Below are 18,765 nucleotides of genomic sequence, written 5' to 3'. Positions count from 1 at the left end.
CCATCCTAGGCACACCGGGTCGGGGGGCCGGGAAAAGCGAGGGTCAGCCCGTCAGCCCGAGGTTGGCGACCAGGCGGCGAACCCGGAGTTCGATCGCGTCGCGAATGCCCCGAATCTCCTCGATGCCCTCACCGGCCGGATCGGGCAGCGGCCACTGCTCGAAGCGGTGCCCGGCGATGATCGGAGCGGTGTCACCGCATCCCATGTCGATGACCACGTCGGCGGCCCGCATCAGCTCATCGGCCCACGGCTTCGGGAATTCGTCGGCGATGTCCACCCCGCGCTCGGCCATGACCGCCACCACGAGGGGATTGACCGCCGTGTCCGGCGCCGAGCCGCACGACCACGCCGAGGCCCGCGCCCCGGCCAGCCGGTTGAAGAATCCGAGCGCCATCTGCGAGCGTCCGGCATTGTGCGTGCACACGAACAACACGGCCGGACCGGTGCGGACGGCGCGTCCCTCGGCGCGGGCCAGGGCCGTCAACCGTTCCCGCGCGGACCGCTCGGCGAACGCGGCCAGCCGGGCGTGGTCGATGCCGATGGCCTCGAGGTGCGCGTAGGAGCTGTCGAGGATGCGTGCGACGGTGGCGGCGTCCACCACCGAGCCGAATTCCTCCGTCAGCCGTTCCGAGGCCTCGTCCAGGATCATCCGGTCCGTATCAGGAGCGGTGGAAGGCAGGGCGGCGCCGGATGTCTCGTTCACGATCGCTCCCTCTGCACGTCGGTCAGCCTATCCCCGTCCCCCGGTCGCCGCTGGACCACGAAACGCCACCAGCTCGCGATGATAGGCAATCGCTACCGGTAGGCAACCATCAAACCCCGGCCAGGCACCGCTCGTCGAACGGCTTCGCGCACAGCGAACATTCGGACACAAGGGGCGAATGTGATCACGGCCATGCCCTGGGCATCGAGGCGGAACCGATCACACCCGAGCGCCCGCCACGCGGGCCACATCCCGGCCGATCAGACCAGGACCGGTGTCAGCGGCTCGGTGAGCGGGTCGAAATCGTCTGCGGGCAGTCCGATTTCGAGATCGTCGTCGTCTCGGCGCTCGCGGCGGTACAGCCAGTGCAGCAGGGCCAGTCCCAGGAATCCGGCGAGTGCGGTGGCGATGCCGATCTTCCAGCCCGGTGGACGCCAGGCGACCACCAGGTCGGCGTTCCGGGTGCCCTGCGGGATATCCACGGCCACAAAGGTATTCGCGACCGTATGGAAGCCGATGTCCCGGCCGTCGAGCGTGACGCGGTAGCCGGGCCACGCCAGGCGCGCGAAGACCAGGCGGCCGCCGTCGGGCGAGGTGACGCGCAGATGGCTGCTGACACTGTCGCGCCCGATCTGGGTGGCGGTGACGTCGCGCGCGTCGGAGGGGCCGGGTGTGGTGGAGATCGGGCCGTTCTCGCGTTCGAGCACCCAGATGTAGCGCTCGTGGCCGGGACAGTCCACCCACTTCCAGCCCGGCGGCGCGGGGTGCTCGCCCGCATCGGGGTACTGGGCGCGTTGCAGCACAACGCGATCCACCTTCATCAGGTCGACATACGGTCGCCCCGTGGTGGGTTCGATGGCGAAGGCCGCGCCGAACGCGGCCGGGCAGGTGCTCCCGTCCCAGCCCATGCACAGCAGCCTGCTGAACTCCCGGTACCCGATCGGCGTGTAGGCGTTCACATAATTCAGGCGCAGGTTCTTGGCGTAGTTGCCGAATGCCAGGGAACTCCAGGCCGCGGCGGCGCTCTGCTCGCCCGGCGGCACCAGGGCCCGGTCGGCGAGTTGCAGGGTGACGCCGTCGAAATGCGGGAAGGCCGCGGTCATCTGCGATCGCCGCTCAGGAAAGTGATAGGACATGGGCGTCGGCGCTTGCCACCGCACCTGGCCGTAGGCGATGGGGAACATGGCCACGATCGCCAGCGCACAGGCCGCCGCCGGACCGCGGGCGCGGATCAGCCACACGAACGCGGCGGTCAGGACGGCCACCGCCGCGACCGCGATCAGATGCCGGACCACCAGATGCGGTGCGGCACAGAACGATCGGACGAACAGCAGCCCGAGCAGCACCGCCGCCGCCACCCCACGGCGCCGGACCCCGAAACGTCCGTGGCGGCTCAGCCACAGGCACACCAGCACCAGCAACCCGACCGCCAGCATGGGCAGGACCCGCGCGGGCCAGCGCAACGGGCCGATCCGCCCGGGCCCGGCGGTCCACATCAGGAAGATGACCGCGAACAACACCGGTCCGGTGTATTCGCGCGCCGACCGCCGCACCGCACCCCAATCGATGAAGGCCAGCAGTGGAATCAGGAACCACGCGATGTAGACCATCGGGATCGGCTGCACGTATCCCCACCAGCCGGTGAACGCCGGGACCGTACTGGGCAGGCTGGCATTCAGCGACTCCGACCACGGCACCGTCAGGAAGTCCTCGGACAGAATGCGTTCGTTGCCGCGCCAGGTGACCGGTGAGGACAGCATTCCCGGCAGATACGTCTCGAGCCCCACCGCCCCCGCGCACGCCGCCACCGCCAGCAGCCGCAGCGCGGGCCGCCAGATGCGCTGCCGCACCACCTCACCGACCGCCACCGCGCCGATCATCAGCGCGGATTGGACTGCGGGAAAGACATATTGGACCGAGATGGCGAGGTACAGATACCCGAACACCGGTATCGGCCCGGTGGTCCAGCGCCGCTCGTCTGCCGGCGTACGAGTGTACCGGACGGCGGAGGCCCATGCGTGCAGCATCCACGCGGTACCGGTGAGCGAGGTCGCCCAGCTGGATTCGTCGAAGAACAGGAACCAGCCCGACAGCGGAAAGGCGATGGCCGCCAGCGCCGCCCACGATCCGCGCGCTCCGTAGGCGAGGCACACCCGGAACACGCCGAGCGCCGCGATGATCGAGAAGATCAGCTTCACGATCGTCACGTAGAGCGCCAGATTGTCCACCGTCGGCGCGAACCAGTCGACCAGCAACTGCGGCGGGTTGTAGAGCCCCGCCTCCTCCATGGAGTAGTTGCCCGACATCCATTCCCACGGCACCAGTGCCGGGAAGCGCCCGTCGTGCAGGTGCCGTCCCAGCATCACCCACATCGGGGCGTACTGCGATTCGGTGTCATCGGTATAGAAGTGGCGGGGATTGGCCAGCAGCACCGACGCATACCCCGCGACCACGCCGATCACGGTGACCATTCCCCACCGGCACCCGTCGGTTCGCAGACGGAGTGCAGCACGATCTCCCACGATTCGAAGACCCTACCCGATACAAGCAGTATGCAACAGTTGCTATATGCGTGAGTTCGATTCCATCACGAAGCCGATGCCGGTGCACACGCCCACGATGCGACCGGCAGGATAGGAACAATCAGGCAGCGGCAGCAGGTGTGGAGGTAGTGGTGGCGGCGAAGGATGCGGTGGCCGCGGAGTCGGTGGACGAGATCACCGATGCCCTGCTGGGCGCGTCGCGATTGCTCGTCGCGCTCTCGGCGCGTTCGCTGGCACTGGTCGACGACTCCATCACCATCCCGCAGTTCCGCACCCTGATGATCCTCTCGACCCGCGGGCCGTCCAAGGTCGTCACGCTGGCCACCGCACTGGATGTGCAGCCCTCGACCGCGGCCCGCATGGTGGACCGGCTGGTCGGCGCGGGCCTGGTGGACCGCAAACCGAATCCGGACTCCCGCCGCGAGCTCATCATCGAATTGACCGGGCACGGACGCGAAGTCGTCGACGCAGTGACCGCGCACCGCCGCCGCGAGCTCGCCGCCGTGGTGGAACAGATGCCGAAGGCCGACCGTTCCGGCCTGATTCACGCCTTGACGGCCTTCACCCACGCGGGCGGCGAGACCCCGGCCGACCTCGATATCGACAGCTACCAACTCTGATCCGGCGCCGTGGAATTCTCTTCGGCCGCACGGAATCTCACCCCGGCAGGCAAGGGTCGTCCCGCGGCGTCGGCGAAGCTGCCGCCGCTCAGCACGGGGACCGCTGCGCTGCTGTCGATCTCGACCGCGACGGCCACATCGTCGCCGAAGCCGATCGCGGCCAGCTCCCGTCCGGAGGCACAGTCACCGATCAGCGCGGGTACGTCGGGGATGCCCGAGTAGCCGGCCCGCGCCGCCATCGACTCGGGCAGCTCCGACATTCCGATTCCCCTCTCCGCGTATGCCGTCCACATGATTTTCGCTGTGCGTCAACCACGATTTCCGGCCAGCAGGAGTGGGCATTGTCGCATGGCAGGGCATTCCGGGCGCGATTAGCTTGCGGGGCATGGCAGAGGAGAGCAGTGGTCCGGGAGCGGGTCGGGGAATCAGCCGGCGAGGGTTGTTCACGGCGACGGCGGGCGCCGCGGCGGCGGGGATCGCGGCGGGGGCGGCGGGCACGGTGGCGTTGCGGTCCGAGGGCGGGAACGGAGCGGCCGAATTGTGGCGGAAGCCAACGGATTCGGAGGCTCCCGCAGTGCGCGGGGTGCATCTGCAGTATGGCGCGGACGCGGCGCGGGAGGCGGTGGTGTCGTGGCATACGATGGTTTCGGTCACCACACCCCGGGTGCGGTACGGGACACCGGAGGGCGGGCTCGGCGCCAGTGTCGCGGCGCAGACGCGCACCTACCGGGATGCCAAGTCCGGCATCGAGGTTCAGGTGCACCATGCCCGGCTGACTGGGCTCACACCCGACACCACCTATATCTATGCCGCCGCGCACAACGGCGCCACACCAGAGCTGGGCACCCTGCGCACCGCCCCGGCGGGCCGGGCGAAGTTCCGGTTCACCAGCTTCGGCGATCAGGGCACGCCGATGCTCGGCAAAACCGTTGCCGCCCCGCCCAATCCACTGCTGAAGGGACTTCTCGTCGCGCAGAGCGACAATCTCGGCACCCAGGTGGCCGGTGACATCACCGATGCGGTGGAGCGGATGGAACCCCTGTTCAACCTCGTAAACGGCGACCTCTGCTACGCCGCCCTGGCACAGGACCGGGTGCGGACCTGGAACGACTGGTTCACCAGTAATGGCCGCTCCGCACGGAATCGGCCGTGGATGCCCGCGCCCGGAAATCACGAGAACGAACTCGGCAACGGCCCGATCGGATACGACGCCTTCCGAACCTATTTCACCGTCCCCGATTCCGGCGCGGAGCGGCAGTTCACCGGCCTCTGGTACGCCTTCACCGTCGCCGGCGCGCGCATCATCGCCCTGGCCAATGACGACGTCTGCTATCAGGACGGCGGCGACACCTATGTCCGCGGCTATTCCTCGGGCGCCCAGCAGCGCTGGCTGGAAGAGCAATTGCGCAGTGCGCGCGCCGATCGCGAGATCGACTGGGTCATCGTGGTCATGCACCAGACCGCCTTCTCGACCGCCATCTCCGACTTCAACGGCGCCGATCTCGGCATCCGCGAGAACTGGCTGCCCCTCTTCGATCGATTCCAGGTCGACCTGGTGCTCTGCGGGCATGAACACCACTACGAACGCACCTATCCCGTGCGCGGCACCAGCGGCCCGGGCGCACTGACCCCGGCCCCCACCGACACCGGCCACGGCCCGTACGACACCTCGAAAGGTACCGTGCACCTGGTGATCGGCGGTGGCGGCACCTCGGCCCCCAGCACCGGCATGCTCTCTCCCGACCCACACTGCAATGTCATCACCGGTCTCGGCGAAGTCGGCCCGCTGCTGGGGAAGCGCCTCCCCACCACAGTCCCTGAGCCCGCGCCCTGGTCCGCCTTCCGGGATATGACCAATCCCTACGGCTTCTGCTGCTTCGACGTCGACCCCGGCAGTCCTGGCGGCCATACGACCATCACCGCCACCTATTACGCCCTGGTAGGTCCCCGTAGTGAACCCACCCCGGTCGACACCTTCACCCTCACCCGACCGCGTCCCTGACCACGAACCGGACTCGGGGAAAGGAGATTCGAGCTCAGGCACGGTAACCGCCCCTCAACCCTGTTGTGGCTCAACGTGTCCGGTTGCGGTGCCCGAGCTGATCGCGGAATTGGCCTGGGGTGAGGCCGGTTTCCTCGCGGAACGCCCGATAGAAGTGGCGGTCCGTCGCGAAACCGGAGGCGGCTGCGACGGCGGCCAGGGATCGGGAGGGGTCGGCGCGGATGAGGCGGCGGGCATGGGCGATCCGGGTCCGGCGGACGATCGCGCCCGGCTCGCCGAAGCCCTCGCAGACCCGGTACAGCGTGCGCCGCGAGATCAGGCAGGCGTGCGCGATCTCGTCGACCGTGAGGTCGGGGCTCGTGAAGTTCTTGCGGATGTAGGCCAGCACCTGCTGCCGCGTGTAGAGCGAATCCGATGGGCCGGGCGAGCTTTCGCCATTCGCCAGCAGCAGCGCAGACGCCATCATGCCGGCGGCGTCACTGCCGAAGACGGTGACCGCCTGGGCGATATCGTCGGGCGGTAGGTCGGCCAGATTGCGGAAGAAGCCGGCGACCACGCCCAGCGCCCCCGTGGTGGGGACGGCAGTGGCGGTGGGTAGCTGGTCGCGGGTGAGGCCGGAGTGCTCGAGCACCAGCTGCAGCGGGGCGCGCACCAGCGTCGACAGGCAATTGTCGGTGGTGCGGCTCTCCAACGGCACGCCGCTGTCGAAGAACGAGATGGTGCCGGGCTTGCATTCGGCCGTCTGGCCGCGCTGCTCGGTCCAATTAGTTCCTTCGAGCACGATATTCACCAGCAAGAACTCACTGGTCGACTGCGCCACCATCTTCTTTGTCCGCAATGCCCTTTGCGCGCTGGCCTGCATGCGCGACACCGCGAATCCGTCGAATTGAGTTGTGGTGACTTGTCCGTGCCAGTGACCTGTGCGCAATGGCTCGATCACCGATGGTGCGACCGCATCCGCCATCAGGGCTTCCCACTGCTCGAACGCCTGACGTGGCGAAAGGGTCGAGGACGACGAGATCTCGACAGCGCCGAAAACGGCTTGCTCCACGTCGGTAATCTTCCCACCACATATCTCTCAGCAACCACGTTTCGACCGAGTTCCGTCCGTGGTCGGTGACCAAGGTCCCCACTATGGCCTCACCGCAGCGGTGAACCACTCATGAGCGGGGCGGTCAATGTATACGGACCATCGATTCTAAGCGGCGATCCAAGATCTTTGTAGTGCCACAATGGGGTTCGCGTCGAATCGGCCGTCCCGGCGTCATAGCAATCGGCAAGAAATGTGAGACCGGCGCAATGCGAGGACCACCGACGCTCGGCCGAGGGGTTCACACAGGCGCACAGCACGTGCACGACGCACGCCGTCTCCTCTGCGGTGGGATGCCACACGCCCAGGATCCGCCCGGCCGCTGGGTCGCGAGCAACCAAGCCCTCGCCCGGGCTACCGCCGGCAAGGCATCGGCGGAGAATTCCGATTCGATCGCGCGAATCAGCGCCATGGCCGCAGCGGCGGTCGGCGGATACGGGGAGGCGGCCATCCGGTCGTCCCAACGACCGTCCAGTTCTGGGGTTTCGACGAGGATGCGTACCGCGGCGACCTGTCTGTCACAGTACGAATCGCGCCCCGCCCGCGCCACTGCGTCGACGAGATACGCGGTGACAAGCGGCGATGCCACGCCGGAGAAGCGCAGCAGGCAGCGTGGATCCACTCGATCGTCCGAGGAGTCCAGGGTGAAGGCGGCCTTCGCCGTGTCGTCCGCGTCCGGGGCGGGCCGGGCGTGAATGCCATGCCGTCCGCACCGAGGGCCGACCCAACGAGGCGCTCGGCGATGCGGTGAGCCCGGGCGGTAACGGGAAGCCGAGGCGTGCGAAAAGCGCCGCCGCCGTGGCCCGTTCGAAATTGACCGCGGGCGCGAGTACGGGCCACAGACCCTGCCGGCGCACGCCCTCACGGCGGAGATACCGCTCGGCTCCGGCGAATTCGGCGCCGCGTGCGGGCCGACAGTCCATCCCCGGGGCGGGGCATCGAGCAGTTCGAGGGGACTTCGCGCCCGTCGGCGCGATCACCGACCGCGGCGCGAGCCCGCAAGCGTACGCGGTGTTCGGCATTGGCCTGCTGGAACATTCGGGCCTCGCACAGGGGCGAGCGGTAGTGTTCGTGGTCGGCACCGGACGTCTTCGCGAGTCGTTCCAGCAGTGAATCGTGCACTCGATCGTCTTCAGACTGGGCAGTCGTTCTGCGTGCGCGCCAACGCATTCAGCCCGGCCGCACCAGCGTCGCGGACAGCACGCGAAGTGTTTGCCACAGCCGTGCGACCACGCCGGCCGTGGCGTAGGGCGACCCACTGATCGCGCCTTCGGGATCCTCGTCGACGGCCTTGATCAACTGCCACAACGACATCAGGGCGTGCTTGCGGACCGCGGCGGTGGATTCCTCGTTCACGATGACTCACAGGGGTTTGCAGACCAGACGGGAACCCCTTCACCCGCACCTCCGGCAGCCCGTGAGCGGCCCGTCCGCAGACCCGGCGAAATTGGTTGCCGCCCTGCGGATCTTGCGAATCCGCGAATATTCCCCGAAACGTCGGCTACCCTGATCGCCGGAAGGATCCCGCCTCCGCCCGAGTGAACCCGAGTGTTACCGATGAACGAACACGACTTGCGGCACCTGGAGATCCCTCTTCCGTTCCCGGCGCAGCGGCATTCGATGAGCGACCGAGCGCAGGAAAGAGTTCAGATCTGGGCACAGCGGTTCGGATTACTCCAGAACGAAGTGGCGGCTCGCAAGTTCGAGTCGCTCGGCTACGCGCGATTCTCGGCGTACTGGTGCTCCACCGCGTCCTTCGCCGACATGCTCCTGGTCGCCGAATGGATCACCGTATTCTTCGTCTTCGACGATCTGCAGGATCTGGCCATCGCCACGGGCCGGCTCGACGACTACGACCGCCTCCGGCGAGCCGCCTTGCAGGTGGTGCACGAGCGCGGGGCCGCGGGGCCGGTGCCACCCGTCATCGCAGCTCTGTCCAATCTCTGCACTCGCACCTTCCCACGTGGTTCCGAGACCTGGGCGCGCCGATTCGCGTTGAATCTGGAATTGTGGCTGGTCGGTCACGCGCGCGAGAATGCATTTCGCCAGGCGGGCAAGTCGCCGAGTCCGGAAGAATATCCGCGACTACGCCGGGACGCGTGCACGGTATTGCCGACGGTGGATTTGGCGGAGGTGATCGAGCACACCGAAATGCCCGACGCCCTGTATTACGGTCCCGCGTATCAGGAGATCATCGCCACCACCGCCGATATCATGTGCCTGACCAATGATCTGCATTCGCTGGCAATCGAAACCGATTCCGAGGACACCATCAATCTGGTGACGACTCTGCAGCATCATCTGGGAATGGATCTGCCGCAGGCGGTCACGGAAGTCCGCCGTTTGATAGACGTCCGGATCGCCGACAATCAGGCGGCGGCCCAGGCGATTACGGCCGAAATGGATGCGTTGCGGCTACCGCCGAAAATCCGCAATGGCGTCCGCCGGTGCATTCGCGACTGCCAGTCCGCCATGGCCGGAATGGAACTGTGGGATCGCACCGACACCGTGCGGTTCACACCGGACGCGGATCTGCGTGATGCCCGGAACATCGACTACGGCAATGGTTTCCTCGATCGGGTGTGATCGCCGGAGTCCGCGCTAGGCGGATTCCCGGAGGGTGTAGCCGACGCCGCGCACGGTGTGGATGAGCGGCGGGTGGCCGGTGTCGAGCTTGCGGCGCAGCTGGCTGACGAAGGTCTCCACCACCCGGTCGGCGCGGCCCTCCTCGGCCTGCCAGACGCGATCGAGGATCTGGCGCTTGCTCACCACCTTGCCCGCATTGAGCATCAGGTAGTGCAGCAGCTTGAATTCCGTGGCGGACAGCCAAATCTGTTCACCGGCGCGGAACACCAGGTGCGTGCCGGCGTCGAGTTCCAGATCGGCGAAGCGCAGCCGGCCGGGTCCATCCTCGCCGCCGGACCGGGTCCGGCGCAGGATCGCGTGCAACCGCAGGACCACCTCTTCGAGGCTGAACGGCTTGCTCACATAGTCGTCGCCGCCGGCGCTGAGTCCGGCGATGCGGTCCTCGACCGCGTCGCGGGCGGTCAGGAAGAGCACCGGCACCTCGCTGCCCGCCGCGCGCAGCCGCCGGGCGACGGCGAATCCGTCCAGGTCCGGCAGCATGACGTCGAGCACCATGACATCGGGTCGCCGCCGAGTCGCCGCCTCCAGCGCGCCGCGCCCGGTGTCGGCCGAGTACACCTCGAACCCGCTCAGCCGCAGCGCGGAACAGAGCAGGTCCAGAATGTAGGGCTCATCGTCGACGACCAGCACGGTCGCCGCCCCCGCGGGGGCGCGATCGCTCACGCTCGCCACCCTATGCGCACCCACGTCCCATCCCGATTCATACCGGTCATCCTGGTTGCGGCCACCACCGCTACAGCTCGGCGTCAGCTGGGCGTTTCCTGTGAACCCCGGCCGGTGGCGCCGGGCGTGTCCGATATCGGGAACACGATCCGGAATGTCGTGCCGGAGCCCGCGCCCGTGAGCAGCTGGATCCGGGCGCCGTGCGCGGTCAGCACGGCCGCGACGATCGCCAGGCCGAGGCCGGAACCACCTGCGCGCGAACGGGATTCGTCCACCCGGTAGAAGCGGTCGAACACGTGCTCGGCCTTCTCCAGCGGGATTCCGGGCCCGGTGTCCGACACCTCGGCGATCACGGCCGCAGCGCCCGCGGGCAGTTCCGCCCCGGCCGCCGCGACCACCCGGGCGCCGACCGGCTCGACATCGGCCGGCCCGGTCCGGGGCAACTCCCCGCGGCCGCCCACGGTTTCGGCGGGCACCGCGCCCCACCCGATCCGGACATCGATCTCCGCCGCGGCGGGTGTGTGCACGAGCGCATTGCCGACCAGGTTGGTCAGCACCTGGCGGAGCCGGTGCTCGTCGCCGACGACATGGGCGGGTTCATCCGGAAGATGCAGCCGCACAACCCGTTCCGGCTGCCGAACCCGCGCGTCCCGCACCACCTCGTCGGCGAGGGTGGGCAGGTTCACATCGGTCAGATCCAGGGGGCGCTGTTCGTCGAGCCGGGCGAGCAGCAGCAGATCGTCGACGAGCACGCCCATGCGCGCGGCCTCGTCCTCGATGCGCCGCATCATGGTGGCGACCTGGGCCGGGTCCGCGCCGCCGCCCATCCGGTACAGCTCGGCGTAGCCGCGGATCGAGGTCAGCGGGGTGCGCAGTTCGTGCGAGGCGTCGGCGACGAAGAGCCGCATGCGCGACTCGGATTCCTCGAGCCGCCGCATGGTGGTGGACAGCCGCTCGAGCATCACATTGAACGCGGTCCCCAGGCGCCCGACCTCGGTATGGGTGTCCGCGTGTTCGACTCGGCGATCCAGGTCACCGGCGGCGATGGCCTCGGCCGTGTGCTCGATGCGTGACAGTGGCCGCAAGCCGACGCGCACCAGCCAGGCCGCCACGCCGCCCAGCGCCAGGATGAGTCCCGCACCCGCGATCAGTTCGATGGTCCGCAGTTCACGAGCCGTCGCGTAATAACCGTCCAGTGGCATGACGACCGCCGCCGTCCCGCCGTCCGGCTGGTCTTCGTTGGGCGGTTGCGCGACTGTGCGCACCCGCCACGGTGCCCCGTGCGAGTCGTCGATCTCGAAAATCCTGCTTCCGCGCGCTTCGACCGCGGATCTGTCCATCGCGGGTAGGGCCAGATCGTTCGCACCGACCCCGATCTGCCCGACCGGCTGCCCCGCATTGTCGAAGAACTGGATCTGGAACGTCGACGGCAATCCCTGCACCGCCGAGGTGGACCGCGGCGGTGGCGGGGGCGGATGGCTCTGCGCGGCCATATCCACCGCCACCGAATTCAACTGCCCATCGATCCGCGCGAGTTCCGACCGTCCCAGCGCCGCCACGCTCAGCACCCCGAACGCCGTCAGCCCCGCCACCGCGATCGCCACGACCGCCACCAGCAGCCGCGTCCGCAGGGTCCACCGCCGCAGACCCCGAGCCCGCCGCACCGCATCGCCCCCGACGGCCGCCGCGCCTCCCGGTAGATCGCTCACGCCACCCACCTGAACACAGCCCAGCCCCGCGGACCCCCGCACCGGCGCGCGCCCGCCGGCACCGCGCCCTCCGGCTCCCTGACCACCCCGAACTCCTTCCTCGCCCCGCAACACCGAACCGACCCGACCGTAGCCGCCCAACCTCTGGCCAACTCGAGAACCACCGCTCGGCCCGCGGCCGGGACTTGGCGAATGCCCGGACACCGGGCAGATCGCCGTCGACGAATATCTCGCGCATGGCCACTCACACCGGGTTCGGGGCACAGCGGGTGTGCAGGGTGCTCACGCGGCATTGCCAGCTGGTTCCCAGGTTCGCGCCACATTCCCCCGAGGGCGGTCGATCAGGATCGGCTTCGAGAACCGTGCCGGAGCAACGGCACCGCGGTGAACGAAGGGACGTGGATATGACATCGACGACGCAGCGGCCGGGGGTGGCCGGGGCGGATCGGCTGACCGAGCGCGGCGGTTGGGATCGCGAGACATGGTTCAGGCGAGCGCTTTTCGGGCCGGTGGGACAACCGCGGTGGGCCCGACCCGGCCTGCTCGGGCTGCTGGCGTTGACCGCGGTGCTCTACCTGTGGGATCTCACGAATTCGGGATGGGCCAACGAGTACTACTCGGCGGCCGCGCAGGCGGGGTCGCAGAGTTGGAAGGCGTTGCTGTTCGGGTCGTTCGACGCGGGCAATGCCATCACCGTGGACAAGCCGCCCGCGGCGTTGTGGGTCTTGGGACTGTCCGGCAGGCTGCTCGGATTCGGGCAGTGGGCGGTGCTGGCGCCGCAGGCACTCATGGGAGTCGCCTCGACGGGACTGCTGGTCGCGACCGTGCGCCGACTCAGTGGACCGGGAGCAGGACTACTGGCCGGAGCCATCGCGGCGCTGACTCCGGTCGCCGTGCTGATCTTCCGGTTCAACAACCCGGATGCTCTGCTGGTGCTGGTACTGGTCACGGCGGCCTACTGCACGGTGCGCGCGATTCAGGCCACCGGGGATCGGCTGCTATCCGCGCCCACGCTGTGGCTCGTATTCGCCGGAGCGGCTGTTGGTTTCGGCTTCCTCACCAAGATGATGCAGGCATTCCTGATCCTGCCGGGTCTCGGCCTGGCGTATCTGATCGCGGCCAATTCGTCACTGTGGCACCGCATCCGGGGCCTGATCGCGGCTGCCGTCGCCGTCGTGGTCTCGGCGGGCTGGTACCTTGTGCTGGTCGCACTGTGGCCCGCCGACTCTCGCCCATACATCGGCGGCTCCACCGCCAACAGCCTCTGGCAGCTGGCGGTGGACTACAACGGGCTGGGCCGGATCTTCGGCGGCCACGGCAATCCCGGGTCCGGCAGCGGCGGGGGCGGGGGCGACATGCCCGAGGGCATGCACGGTTTCCCCGGATTCAGTGGGTCGCCCGGCATCACCCGTTTGTTCAATTCCCAGATGGGCGGCGAGATCTCGTGGCTGCTGCCCGCAGCGCTGATCGGGCTGGTCGCCGGGCTCTGGCTGACTCGCCGCGCCCCGCGCACGGACCGGACGCGCACGGCCTTCATGTTGTGGGGCGGTTGGCTGATTGTCACCGGCCTGACCTTCTCCTATATGAGCGGCACCGTGCACCCGTACTACACCGTCGCCTTGGCCCCGGCCATCGGCGCCGTGGTCGCCCTGTCGGTGCGTGAATTGTGGTCCCGTGCAGCGCATCCCGTGGCACGGCTGACGCTCGCGGCCATGGCCGTCGTGACCGGCGGCTGGTCGTTCGTCCTGCTCGACCGGTCTCCCGAGTGGCTGCCGTGGCTGCGCTGGACGATCCTGGTGGGTTCGATCCTGGTCGCCGTCGGGTTGATCGTGGTGTCCAGGCAGTCCCGCCGCTTCGTTGTGGCCCTCGCGACGGCAGGCCTGCTGTTCGGGCTCGGCGGTACGGGAGCCTGGGCCGTCGCCACGGCGGGCCACTCCCACAGCGGCGGCAATCCCAACTCCGGACCCACCAGTCAGATGTTCGGGCCGCCCTCGGGTAACGCGAGCGGCGGTCCCGGATCCGGCGGTGGCATACCGGGCGGTGCGTCAGGCCAGCAGCCCGGTGGCGAGTCTGCGCAGCAGCCTGATAGCACGTCCGGCCAACGGCCCGAAGGCTTTCCGAATGGTGACGGCGGACCGACCTCGCCGGGCGGCAACGGCCCCGGTGGCGACTCGTCGAACAACACCGAACTGGTTACGCTGCTCGAACACACCGACGGCCGCTGGGCCGCCGCGACCGTGGGTTCGGGTTCCGCGGCCACGCTGGCGCTGGAGTCCGGCCGCTCGGTCATGGCGATCGGCGGCTTCACCGGCAGCGACGACTCCCCCACCCTGCAGCAGTTCCAGTCCTATGTGGCCGCAGGTCAGGTCCGCTACTTCCTGGCGGGCTTCTCGATGGGCGGCGAGAACTCCACCGGAACCCAGATCTCCGACTGGGTGAAGTCCCACTTCGCCACGATCACCGTGGGCGGCGCCACCGTCTACGACCTGTCGCAGCCGGTGAGCGCGTGACGCCGGACCTGCGACGCTCGCGGCCGGGCGCGGCGGTCGAGCTCTACTTCGCCTCCGCGGCAAACAATCTCGTCGCCGCGGCCCACACCCTCGAGGAGATCCGCCTCGGCGCGGCCGATCCGCGCGGCGTCCGGGTCCGGCTCTCGGCGTTCGAGCGGGTCAGCCACCAGCTGACCGAACAGCTGGTGCGCCTGCTGGTGGCGGAACGGTTCGAGGTCCCCGACCGCACCGAGCTCTACCGGGTCGGCAGCAAACTCGACTACGCGATCGACCACCTCGAATCGGTGGGCCGAATGATCGAGATCCATGCGCTGGCCACCTTCCCCGACGAGGTCCTGACCCTTATTCGCCTGACCGCCGACGCGGCGTGGAGCACCGCCCAGGGCATCGCCCTGGTCCGCTCACCCCACGTCATGCCCCCGTATTGGCTGGAGCTGCATCGGATTTCCGGCGAGGCGGACCGCACCATTCGCGCCCGATATGCGCACAACGTCGGCCCGGCCTGTCCCACCGAGACCTCCGCACTGCGCGAGGTGAGCACCGAGATCGCCGACCTGATCCGGCTGCTGGCTGCCTCGTCCCACACTATGCAGGGCATGGTCGGCCGCTGGACCCGGCTCACCTGATGACTCGCACCGGGAGGCATGGCGCTGCCTCCCGGTGCGGGTTTACAGAGGGGCCCTTTATTCGGCGCGGAATCCGTTCGGGTGCAACCGAACCGCAGCGGTCAGATCAGTGCCCGGTGCCGGTGTATGCGTCGGCGCACGTCGGCCATCATGGTGCGGGTTCCCATGGTGCGCAGGAACTTCGGGATGAAGCGGTTCACGAAGCCGACGAACAGGAACAGGTGCTCGAAGCGCCGCTGGTCGGCGGCCGTCCACTCCACGCCGAGCTGCTCGCGGAAGTATGGCGGCAGGTAGCCGACGGTCAGGAAGCGCAGCAGTCCGCCGAAGATGACCCGGAGGTACCAGTGGATCATCCGCAGGTGCAGTAGATCCTCGATGAAGCGGCGGATCTTCTCGTCGGCGGCCACCTGCCGGCACGCCTCGACCCAGTATTCGTCGAACTCGGCGCGGGTCCCCGGCCACATCTCCTCGGTGACCTGCAGCGTGGTGCCCAGCGGCGCGGCGGTGGCGTAGAACGCCTCCGCCTGTTCGGGACTCATCCGGCCGTTGAGGAGCTGGTAGGAGTCCTCGAACCCGATGTAGAGGCAGGCCGCGACCCACATCTGCAGATCGCGGTCGAAGGCGTTGTACTTCACCGCGGCACCGGGTTCCGACTTCACCTGGCGGTGCGCCACATTGACCGCTTCCCGGAAGGCGATCTTCTCCTCGGGCGTGCCCAGGATGGCCACCGCCAGATAGGAGGCCGTGGTGCGCAGGCGCTTCCAGGGATGCACCATGAGCGCGCCGGATTCCACCTTGCTGTCGGCCACCCCGTGGCCGACGCCGGGCCGAGCCATCTGCATGGCGACATTCGCGGCGGCCCCCGAGAACTGCCAGAAGTCCATCGCGTCTTCGAGTTTCGGCGGCCGCTTGGTGTCCGGGCGGTGCACGCCGGGGATGCGGATGCGCGTCTGCTCCAGAGTCAGGGTCGTCGCGCCCCCGGCCGCCGGTGCGGACGTCACCGAGATCCGCCGGACCCGGGGTCTGGCCGGATCCGCTGCCCGGTCCGGATTCGCCTGTGTCTCATCATCGTTCCAGCCGGACGGCTGCGCTGCCCCGGTCGTCATGGGTTACCTCTCTCCGTGGTGATCACGGCGTACCCGGCCGCTGCCCGCATCGAGCACCCCTCGCCCTCGTCGAACCTGCGCCGAGCACACCGGCACGGCCGCTATGTTACCGATTATTCTCATCTCGAGACAGCCATCAACTGGAGGAATTGCAGATTACTTACACATCTGGCCTCGCCAGTAACGAGCCGACATCTGAGTTACTACAACGGATATTGGCTAAGAAGGATCATCGGAATCGCTTCCGCTTTTGAGAATCATGAGTAACATACGCTGCTGCGGGCAGCTCTCGTGAAGCGGCCGGGGGGCGCACCAGCATCGGGGATAGCGCGGCACCGGCAATGAGGCACGCATCGCGCCCGAGGCCGGCAGGGAAGTGAAAGGACATACGCGACATGCTGAAACGATTGGATCGACTACTCAGCTACGAGATGAAGGTGTCGGAGTTCCTGGGGACCCTCATCATTCTCGGCATCCCCTACGGGCTGGTCGGGGTGATCTGGACCCTGACTCACACCTCGCATCTGAAGCAGCTGCACGGCATCGATGTGATCATCTCGTTCCTGGGATCCATCGTGTGCTGGCCGGTGCTCACCTTCTCGAATGTGTGCATGACGTAGATGATGGCGCTGGTCTGGCTCATCGACATCCTGGTGATCGGCATCAAGATCCTCGGTGGGCGTATGGAAGTCAATCCCGTGCTGCGCTTCGGGCTCTGGGTGGCCGTGCTGTGCGCCGTGGCCGCGGGCCTCTCGGTGGCCGGGTATCTGCTGGTCCTGTTGCAGCGCTATCTCGAGGACATGGCCTGATGACGACACTCGAAAAGCCCTCCGCCACAGTGGATGCCGAACCCACCGAGCTCGAGAAGATCGGTGAGAGCGTGCGCGGGCTGTGGCGGCGGCATCCGCAGCGCTCGCTGGAAACCCTTGGACGACAGGTCGATCTGGGCCGCGACGCCCTGCGGCAACTGGTCGTGTCGATCCTGCGCCGGCGATTCCCGTATCAGGAGTTCATCAAGCAGTGCGCGTTCATGACGAGCGTGTCGGCCGCGCCGACGGTGCTGGTGGCCATTCCGATCTCGGTGGTGGTGTCGATTCAGCTGGGCGCGCTGGTCGATCAGGTCGGCGCGACCACGTTCATCGGCGCGGTGGCCGGGCTGGGCATCATCCGCCAGGGCGCGCCGCTGGTCACCTCGCTCATGATCGCGGGCGCGGTCGGGTCGGCCATCACCGCCGACCTGGGCTCGCGGACCATTCGCGAGGAGATCGACGCCATGATGGTCATGGGCGTGGACCCGGTCCGGCGGCTGGTCGCGCCGCGCATCGCGGCCGCGGTGCTGGTGAGCATGCTGCTGTGCGGGTTCATCGTCTTCGTCGGCTTCGCCACCGCCTACATGTTCAATGTCTATGCTCAGTCGGGGACGCCGGGTTCGTTCATCGGCTCGTTCGCGTCCTTCGCGGTGGCCGATGACCTTGTCGTCGCGGTGCTGAAGGCGGCCGTCTTCGGCCTGCTGACGGCCGTGATCGCCTGCGATATCGGCCTGCACGCGCACGGCGGTCCGGGCGGGGTGGCCAATGCGGTGAACTCGGCGGTGGTGAGTTCGGCGCTCATGCTCTTCGCCACCAATATCGTGCTCACCCAGCTCTACAACACGCTACTGCCGTCGAAGGTGGTGTGAGGTGGGCACGACCTACACTCCCCCGGCGCTCGAGCCGGTGCGGATGGCCACAAATGTGGTGTCCGTCCCGGTGCGGGCCAATCAGCGCCTCGGCCACCAGGTCATCACCTTCTTCCGGGCCCTGTTCGCGATTCCGTTCGCGCTCAGGCACTATCGCCAGGAGGTGCTGCGCCTGACCGCGGACATCGGCTGGGGCAACGGCTCGCTGGTGGTGGGCGGCGGCACCATCGGCGTGGTGGTGGCGCTGTGCGGCTTCGGCGGCATCACCGTGGGCATGGAGTCGTTCACGGCGCTGAACCTGCTCACCATGTCGCCGCTCACCGGCGCCATCTCCGGTTTCGCCACTACCCGCGAGATCGCGCCGGTCATCGCCACGCTGGCCTTCGCCATTCAGGCCGGGTGCCGGTTCACCGCGCAGCTGGGCGCCATGCGTATCTCCGAGGAGATCGACGCGCTGGAATCCCTTGCCATCCGGCCGCTTCCGTACCTGATCAGCACTCGCATGATCGCCTCGACGCTGACCATCATCCCGCTCTACAGCGTGGGCCTGGCGGTGGCTTACCTGGCGACCAAGCTGTCGGTGCTGATCCTGGGCGGCACCACGGCCGGCACCTACGACCACTACTTCTTCCAGTTCCTGCTGGGACCGGACGTGTTCTGGTCGCTGCTCAAGGTCATGGTCTTCGTGATGATCTCGACGTTCATCCAGTGCTACTACGGCTTCGTCGCCACCGGCGGGCCCGAGGGCGTCGGGGTGGCGGCCGGGCAGGCCATCAAGATGGTCATCGTCGTCATGGTCTTCGTCAATCTGTTTCTGACCCTTGCGATCTGGGGTGTCGACCCCGGCTTCCGCATCTCGGGATAGGTGT

Annotated in this window: 17 protein-coding genes; 9 read left to right on the top strand and 8 right to left on the bottom strand. The window is 68.0% G+C overall.

Annotation, left to right across the window (positions count from 1 at the left end; all coding sequences use genetic code 11):
- Window positions 1-43: 43 nt before the first annotated feature.
- Together ABZ909_RS36625 and ABZ909_RS36620 are read right to left on the bottom strand one after the other, a co-directional pair.
- Entirely contained in the window at window positions 44-703 is a 660-nt protein-coding gene (locus tag ABZ909_RS36625; protein WP_357009402.1) for an arsenate reductase ArsC, read from the bottom strand.
- Between the two features lie 260 nt (window positions 704-963).
- Complete coding sequence (locus tag ABZ909_RS36620) at window positions 964-3,174, bottom strand: hypothetical protein (RefSeq protein ID WP_357009400.1); 2,211 nt, start codon at window positions 3,172-3,174, stop codon at window positions 964-966.
- Between the two features lie 203 nt (window positions 3,175-3,377).
- Here ABZ909_RS36620 and ABZ909_RS36615 point away from each other — a divergent pair, with 203 nt between their 5' ends.
- Entirely contained in the window at window positions 3,378-3,866 is a 489-nt protein-coding gene (locus ABZ909_RS36615; protein ID WP_357009397.1) for a MarR family transcriptional regulator, read from the top strand.
- Here ABZ909_RS36615 and ABZ909_RS36610 read toward each other — a convergent pair.
- Window positions 3,854-4,126 carry a hypothetical protein gene (locus ABZ909_RS36610; RefSeq protein WP_357009394.1) on the bottom strand — a complete coding sequence of 91 codons (273 nt, stop codon included), beginning with the start codon at window positions 4,124-4,126 and terminating at the stop codon, window positions 3,854-3,856. The genes ABZ909_RS36615 and ABZ909_RS36610 overlap by 13 nt on opposite strands.
- A 125-nt stretch (window positions 4,127-4,251) precedes the next feature.
- On the opposite strand from ABZ909_RS36610, the gene ABZ909_RS36605 reads away from it, so the two are divergent.
- Window positions 4,252-5,868, top strand: coding sequence for a metallophosphoesterase family protein (locus ABZ909_RS36605; RefSeq protein WP_357009392.1), 1,617 nt, complete (start codon window positions 4,252-4,254; stop codon window positions 5,866-5,868).
- A gap of 70 nt (window positions 5,869-5,938) precedes the next feature.
- On the opposite strand, the gene ABZ909_RS36600 is transcribed toward ABZ909_RS36605, so the two are convergent.
- Window positions 5,939-6,919 (bottom strand): AraC family transcriptional regulator, encoded by a 981-nt coding sequence (locus ABZ909_RS36600; protein ID WP_357009389.1) that lies wholly within the window; start codon window positions 6,917-6,919, stop codon window positions 5,939-5,941.
- Window positions 6,920-8,128: 1,209 nt separating this feature from the next.
- Window positions 8,129-8,314: a hypothetical protein gene (locus tag ABZ909_RS36595; RefSeq protein ID WP_357009387.1), complete on the bottom strand. Its 186-nt coding sequence runs from the start codon at window positions 8,312-8,314 to the stop codon at window positions 8,129-8,131.
- A 201-nt stretch (window positions 8,315-8,515) separates the two neighbouring features.
- Between ABZ909_RS36595 and ABZ909_RS36590 the strand changes: the two genes are divergently transcribed.
- Window positions 8,516-9,544 (top strand): hypothetical protein, encoded by a 1,029-nt coding sequence (locus tag ABZ909_RS36590; RefSeq protein ID WP_357009383.1) that lies wholly within the window; start codon window positions 8,516-8,518, stop codon window positions 9,542-9,544.
- 15 nt (window positions 9,545-9,559) lie between these two features.
- Here the strand turns inward: ABZ909_RS36590 and ABZ909_RS36585 are convergent, their stop codons facing one another.
- Together ABZ909_RS36585 and ABZ909_RS36580 are read right to left on the bottom strand one after the other, a co-directional pair.
- Complete coding sequence (locus ABZ909_RS36585; RefSeq protein WP_357009527.1) at window positions 9,560-10,276, bottom strand: response regulator transcription factor; 717 nt, start codon at window positions 10,274-10,276, stop codon at window positions 9,560-9,562.
- A 74-nt stretch (window positions 10,277-10,350) separates the two neighbouring features.
- The gene (locus ABZ909_RS36580; protein WP_357009380.1) at window positions 10,351-11,976 is read right to left on the bottom strand and encodes a HAMP domain-containing sensor histidine kinase; all 1,626 of its coding nucleotides are present in this window, start codon (window positions 11,974-11,976) and stop codon (window positions 10,351-10,353) included.
- 404 nt (window positions 11,977-12,380) lie between these two features.
- On the opposite strand from ABZ909_RS36580, the gene ABZ909_RS36575 reads away from it, so the two are divergent.
- Together ABZ909_RS36575 and ABZ909_RS36570 are read left to right on the top strand one after the other, a co-directional pair.
- A complete protein-coding gene (locus ABZ909_RS36575) occupies window positions 12,381-14,486 on the top strand; it encodes a glycosyltransferase family 39 protein (protein ID WP_357009377.1) in 2,106 nt (701 codons plus the stop codon).
- Window positions 14,483-15,112, top strand: a complete 630-nt coding sequence (locus tag ABZ909_RS36570) for a hypothetical protein (protein WP_357009375.1) — start codon at window positions 14,483-14,485, stop codon at window positions 15,110-15,112. The genes ABZ909_RS36575 and ABZ909_RS36570 overlap by 4 nt, the downstream gene beginning before the upstream one ends.
- Window positions 15,113-15,213: 101 nt before the next feature.
- Here the strand turns inward: ABZ909_RS36570 and ABZ909_RS36565 are convergent, their stop codons facing one another.
- On the bottom strand, window positions 15,214-16,218 hold the full coding sequence (locus tag ABZ909_RS36565) for an oxygenase MpaB family protein (protein ID WP_357009373.1): 1,005 nt from the start codon (window positions 16,216-16,218) through the stop codon (window positions 15,214-15,216).
- Window positions 16,219-16,613: 395 nt separating this feature from the next.
- Between ABZ909_RS36565 and ABZ909_RS36560 the strand changes: the two genes are divergently transcribed.
- Genes ABZ909_RS36560 through ABZ909_RS36545 form a run of 4 tightly spaced genes read left to right on the top strand, consistent with a single transcriptional unit; the run spans window position 16,614 to window position 18,761 of the window.
- The gene (locus ABZ909_RS36560; protein WP_354845474.1) at window positions 16,614-16,838 is read left to right on the top strand and encodes a hypothetical protein; all 225 of its coding nucleotides are present in this window, start codon (window positions 16,614-16,616) and stop codon (window positions 16,836-16,838) included.
- A complete protein-coding gene (locus ABZ909_RS36555; protein WP_357009370.1) occupies window positions 16,839-17,027 on the top strand; it encodes a hypothetical protein in 189 nt (62 codons plus the stop codon).
- The gene (locus tag ABZ909_RS36550; protein WP_357009367.1) at window positions 17,027-17,896 is read left to right on the top strand and encodes an ABC transporter permease; all 870 of its coding nucleotides are present in this window, start codon (window positions 17,027-17,029) and stop codon (window positions 17,894-17,896) included. The genes ABZ909_RS36555 and ABZ909_RS36550 overlap by 1 nt, the downstream gene beginning before the upstream one ends.
- 1 nt (window position 17,897) lies before the next feature.
- Window positions 17,898-18,761 carry an ABC transporter permease gene (locus ABZ909_RS36545; RefSeq protein ID WP_357009364.1) on the top strand — a complete coding sequence of 288 codons (864 nt, stop codon included), beginning with the start codon at window positions 17,898-17,900 and terminating at the stop codon, window positions 18,759-18,761.
- The last annotated feature ends 4 nt before the right edge of the window (window positions 18,762-18,765 follow it).

The organism is Nocardia sp. NPDC046763, from assembly GCF_040645495.1.
Classification (GTDB): domain Bacteria; phylum Actinomycetota; class Actinomycetes; order Mycobacteriales; family Mycobacteriaceae; genus Nocardia.
This window is presented reverse-complemented; position numbering and strand designations above follow the sequence as displayed.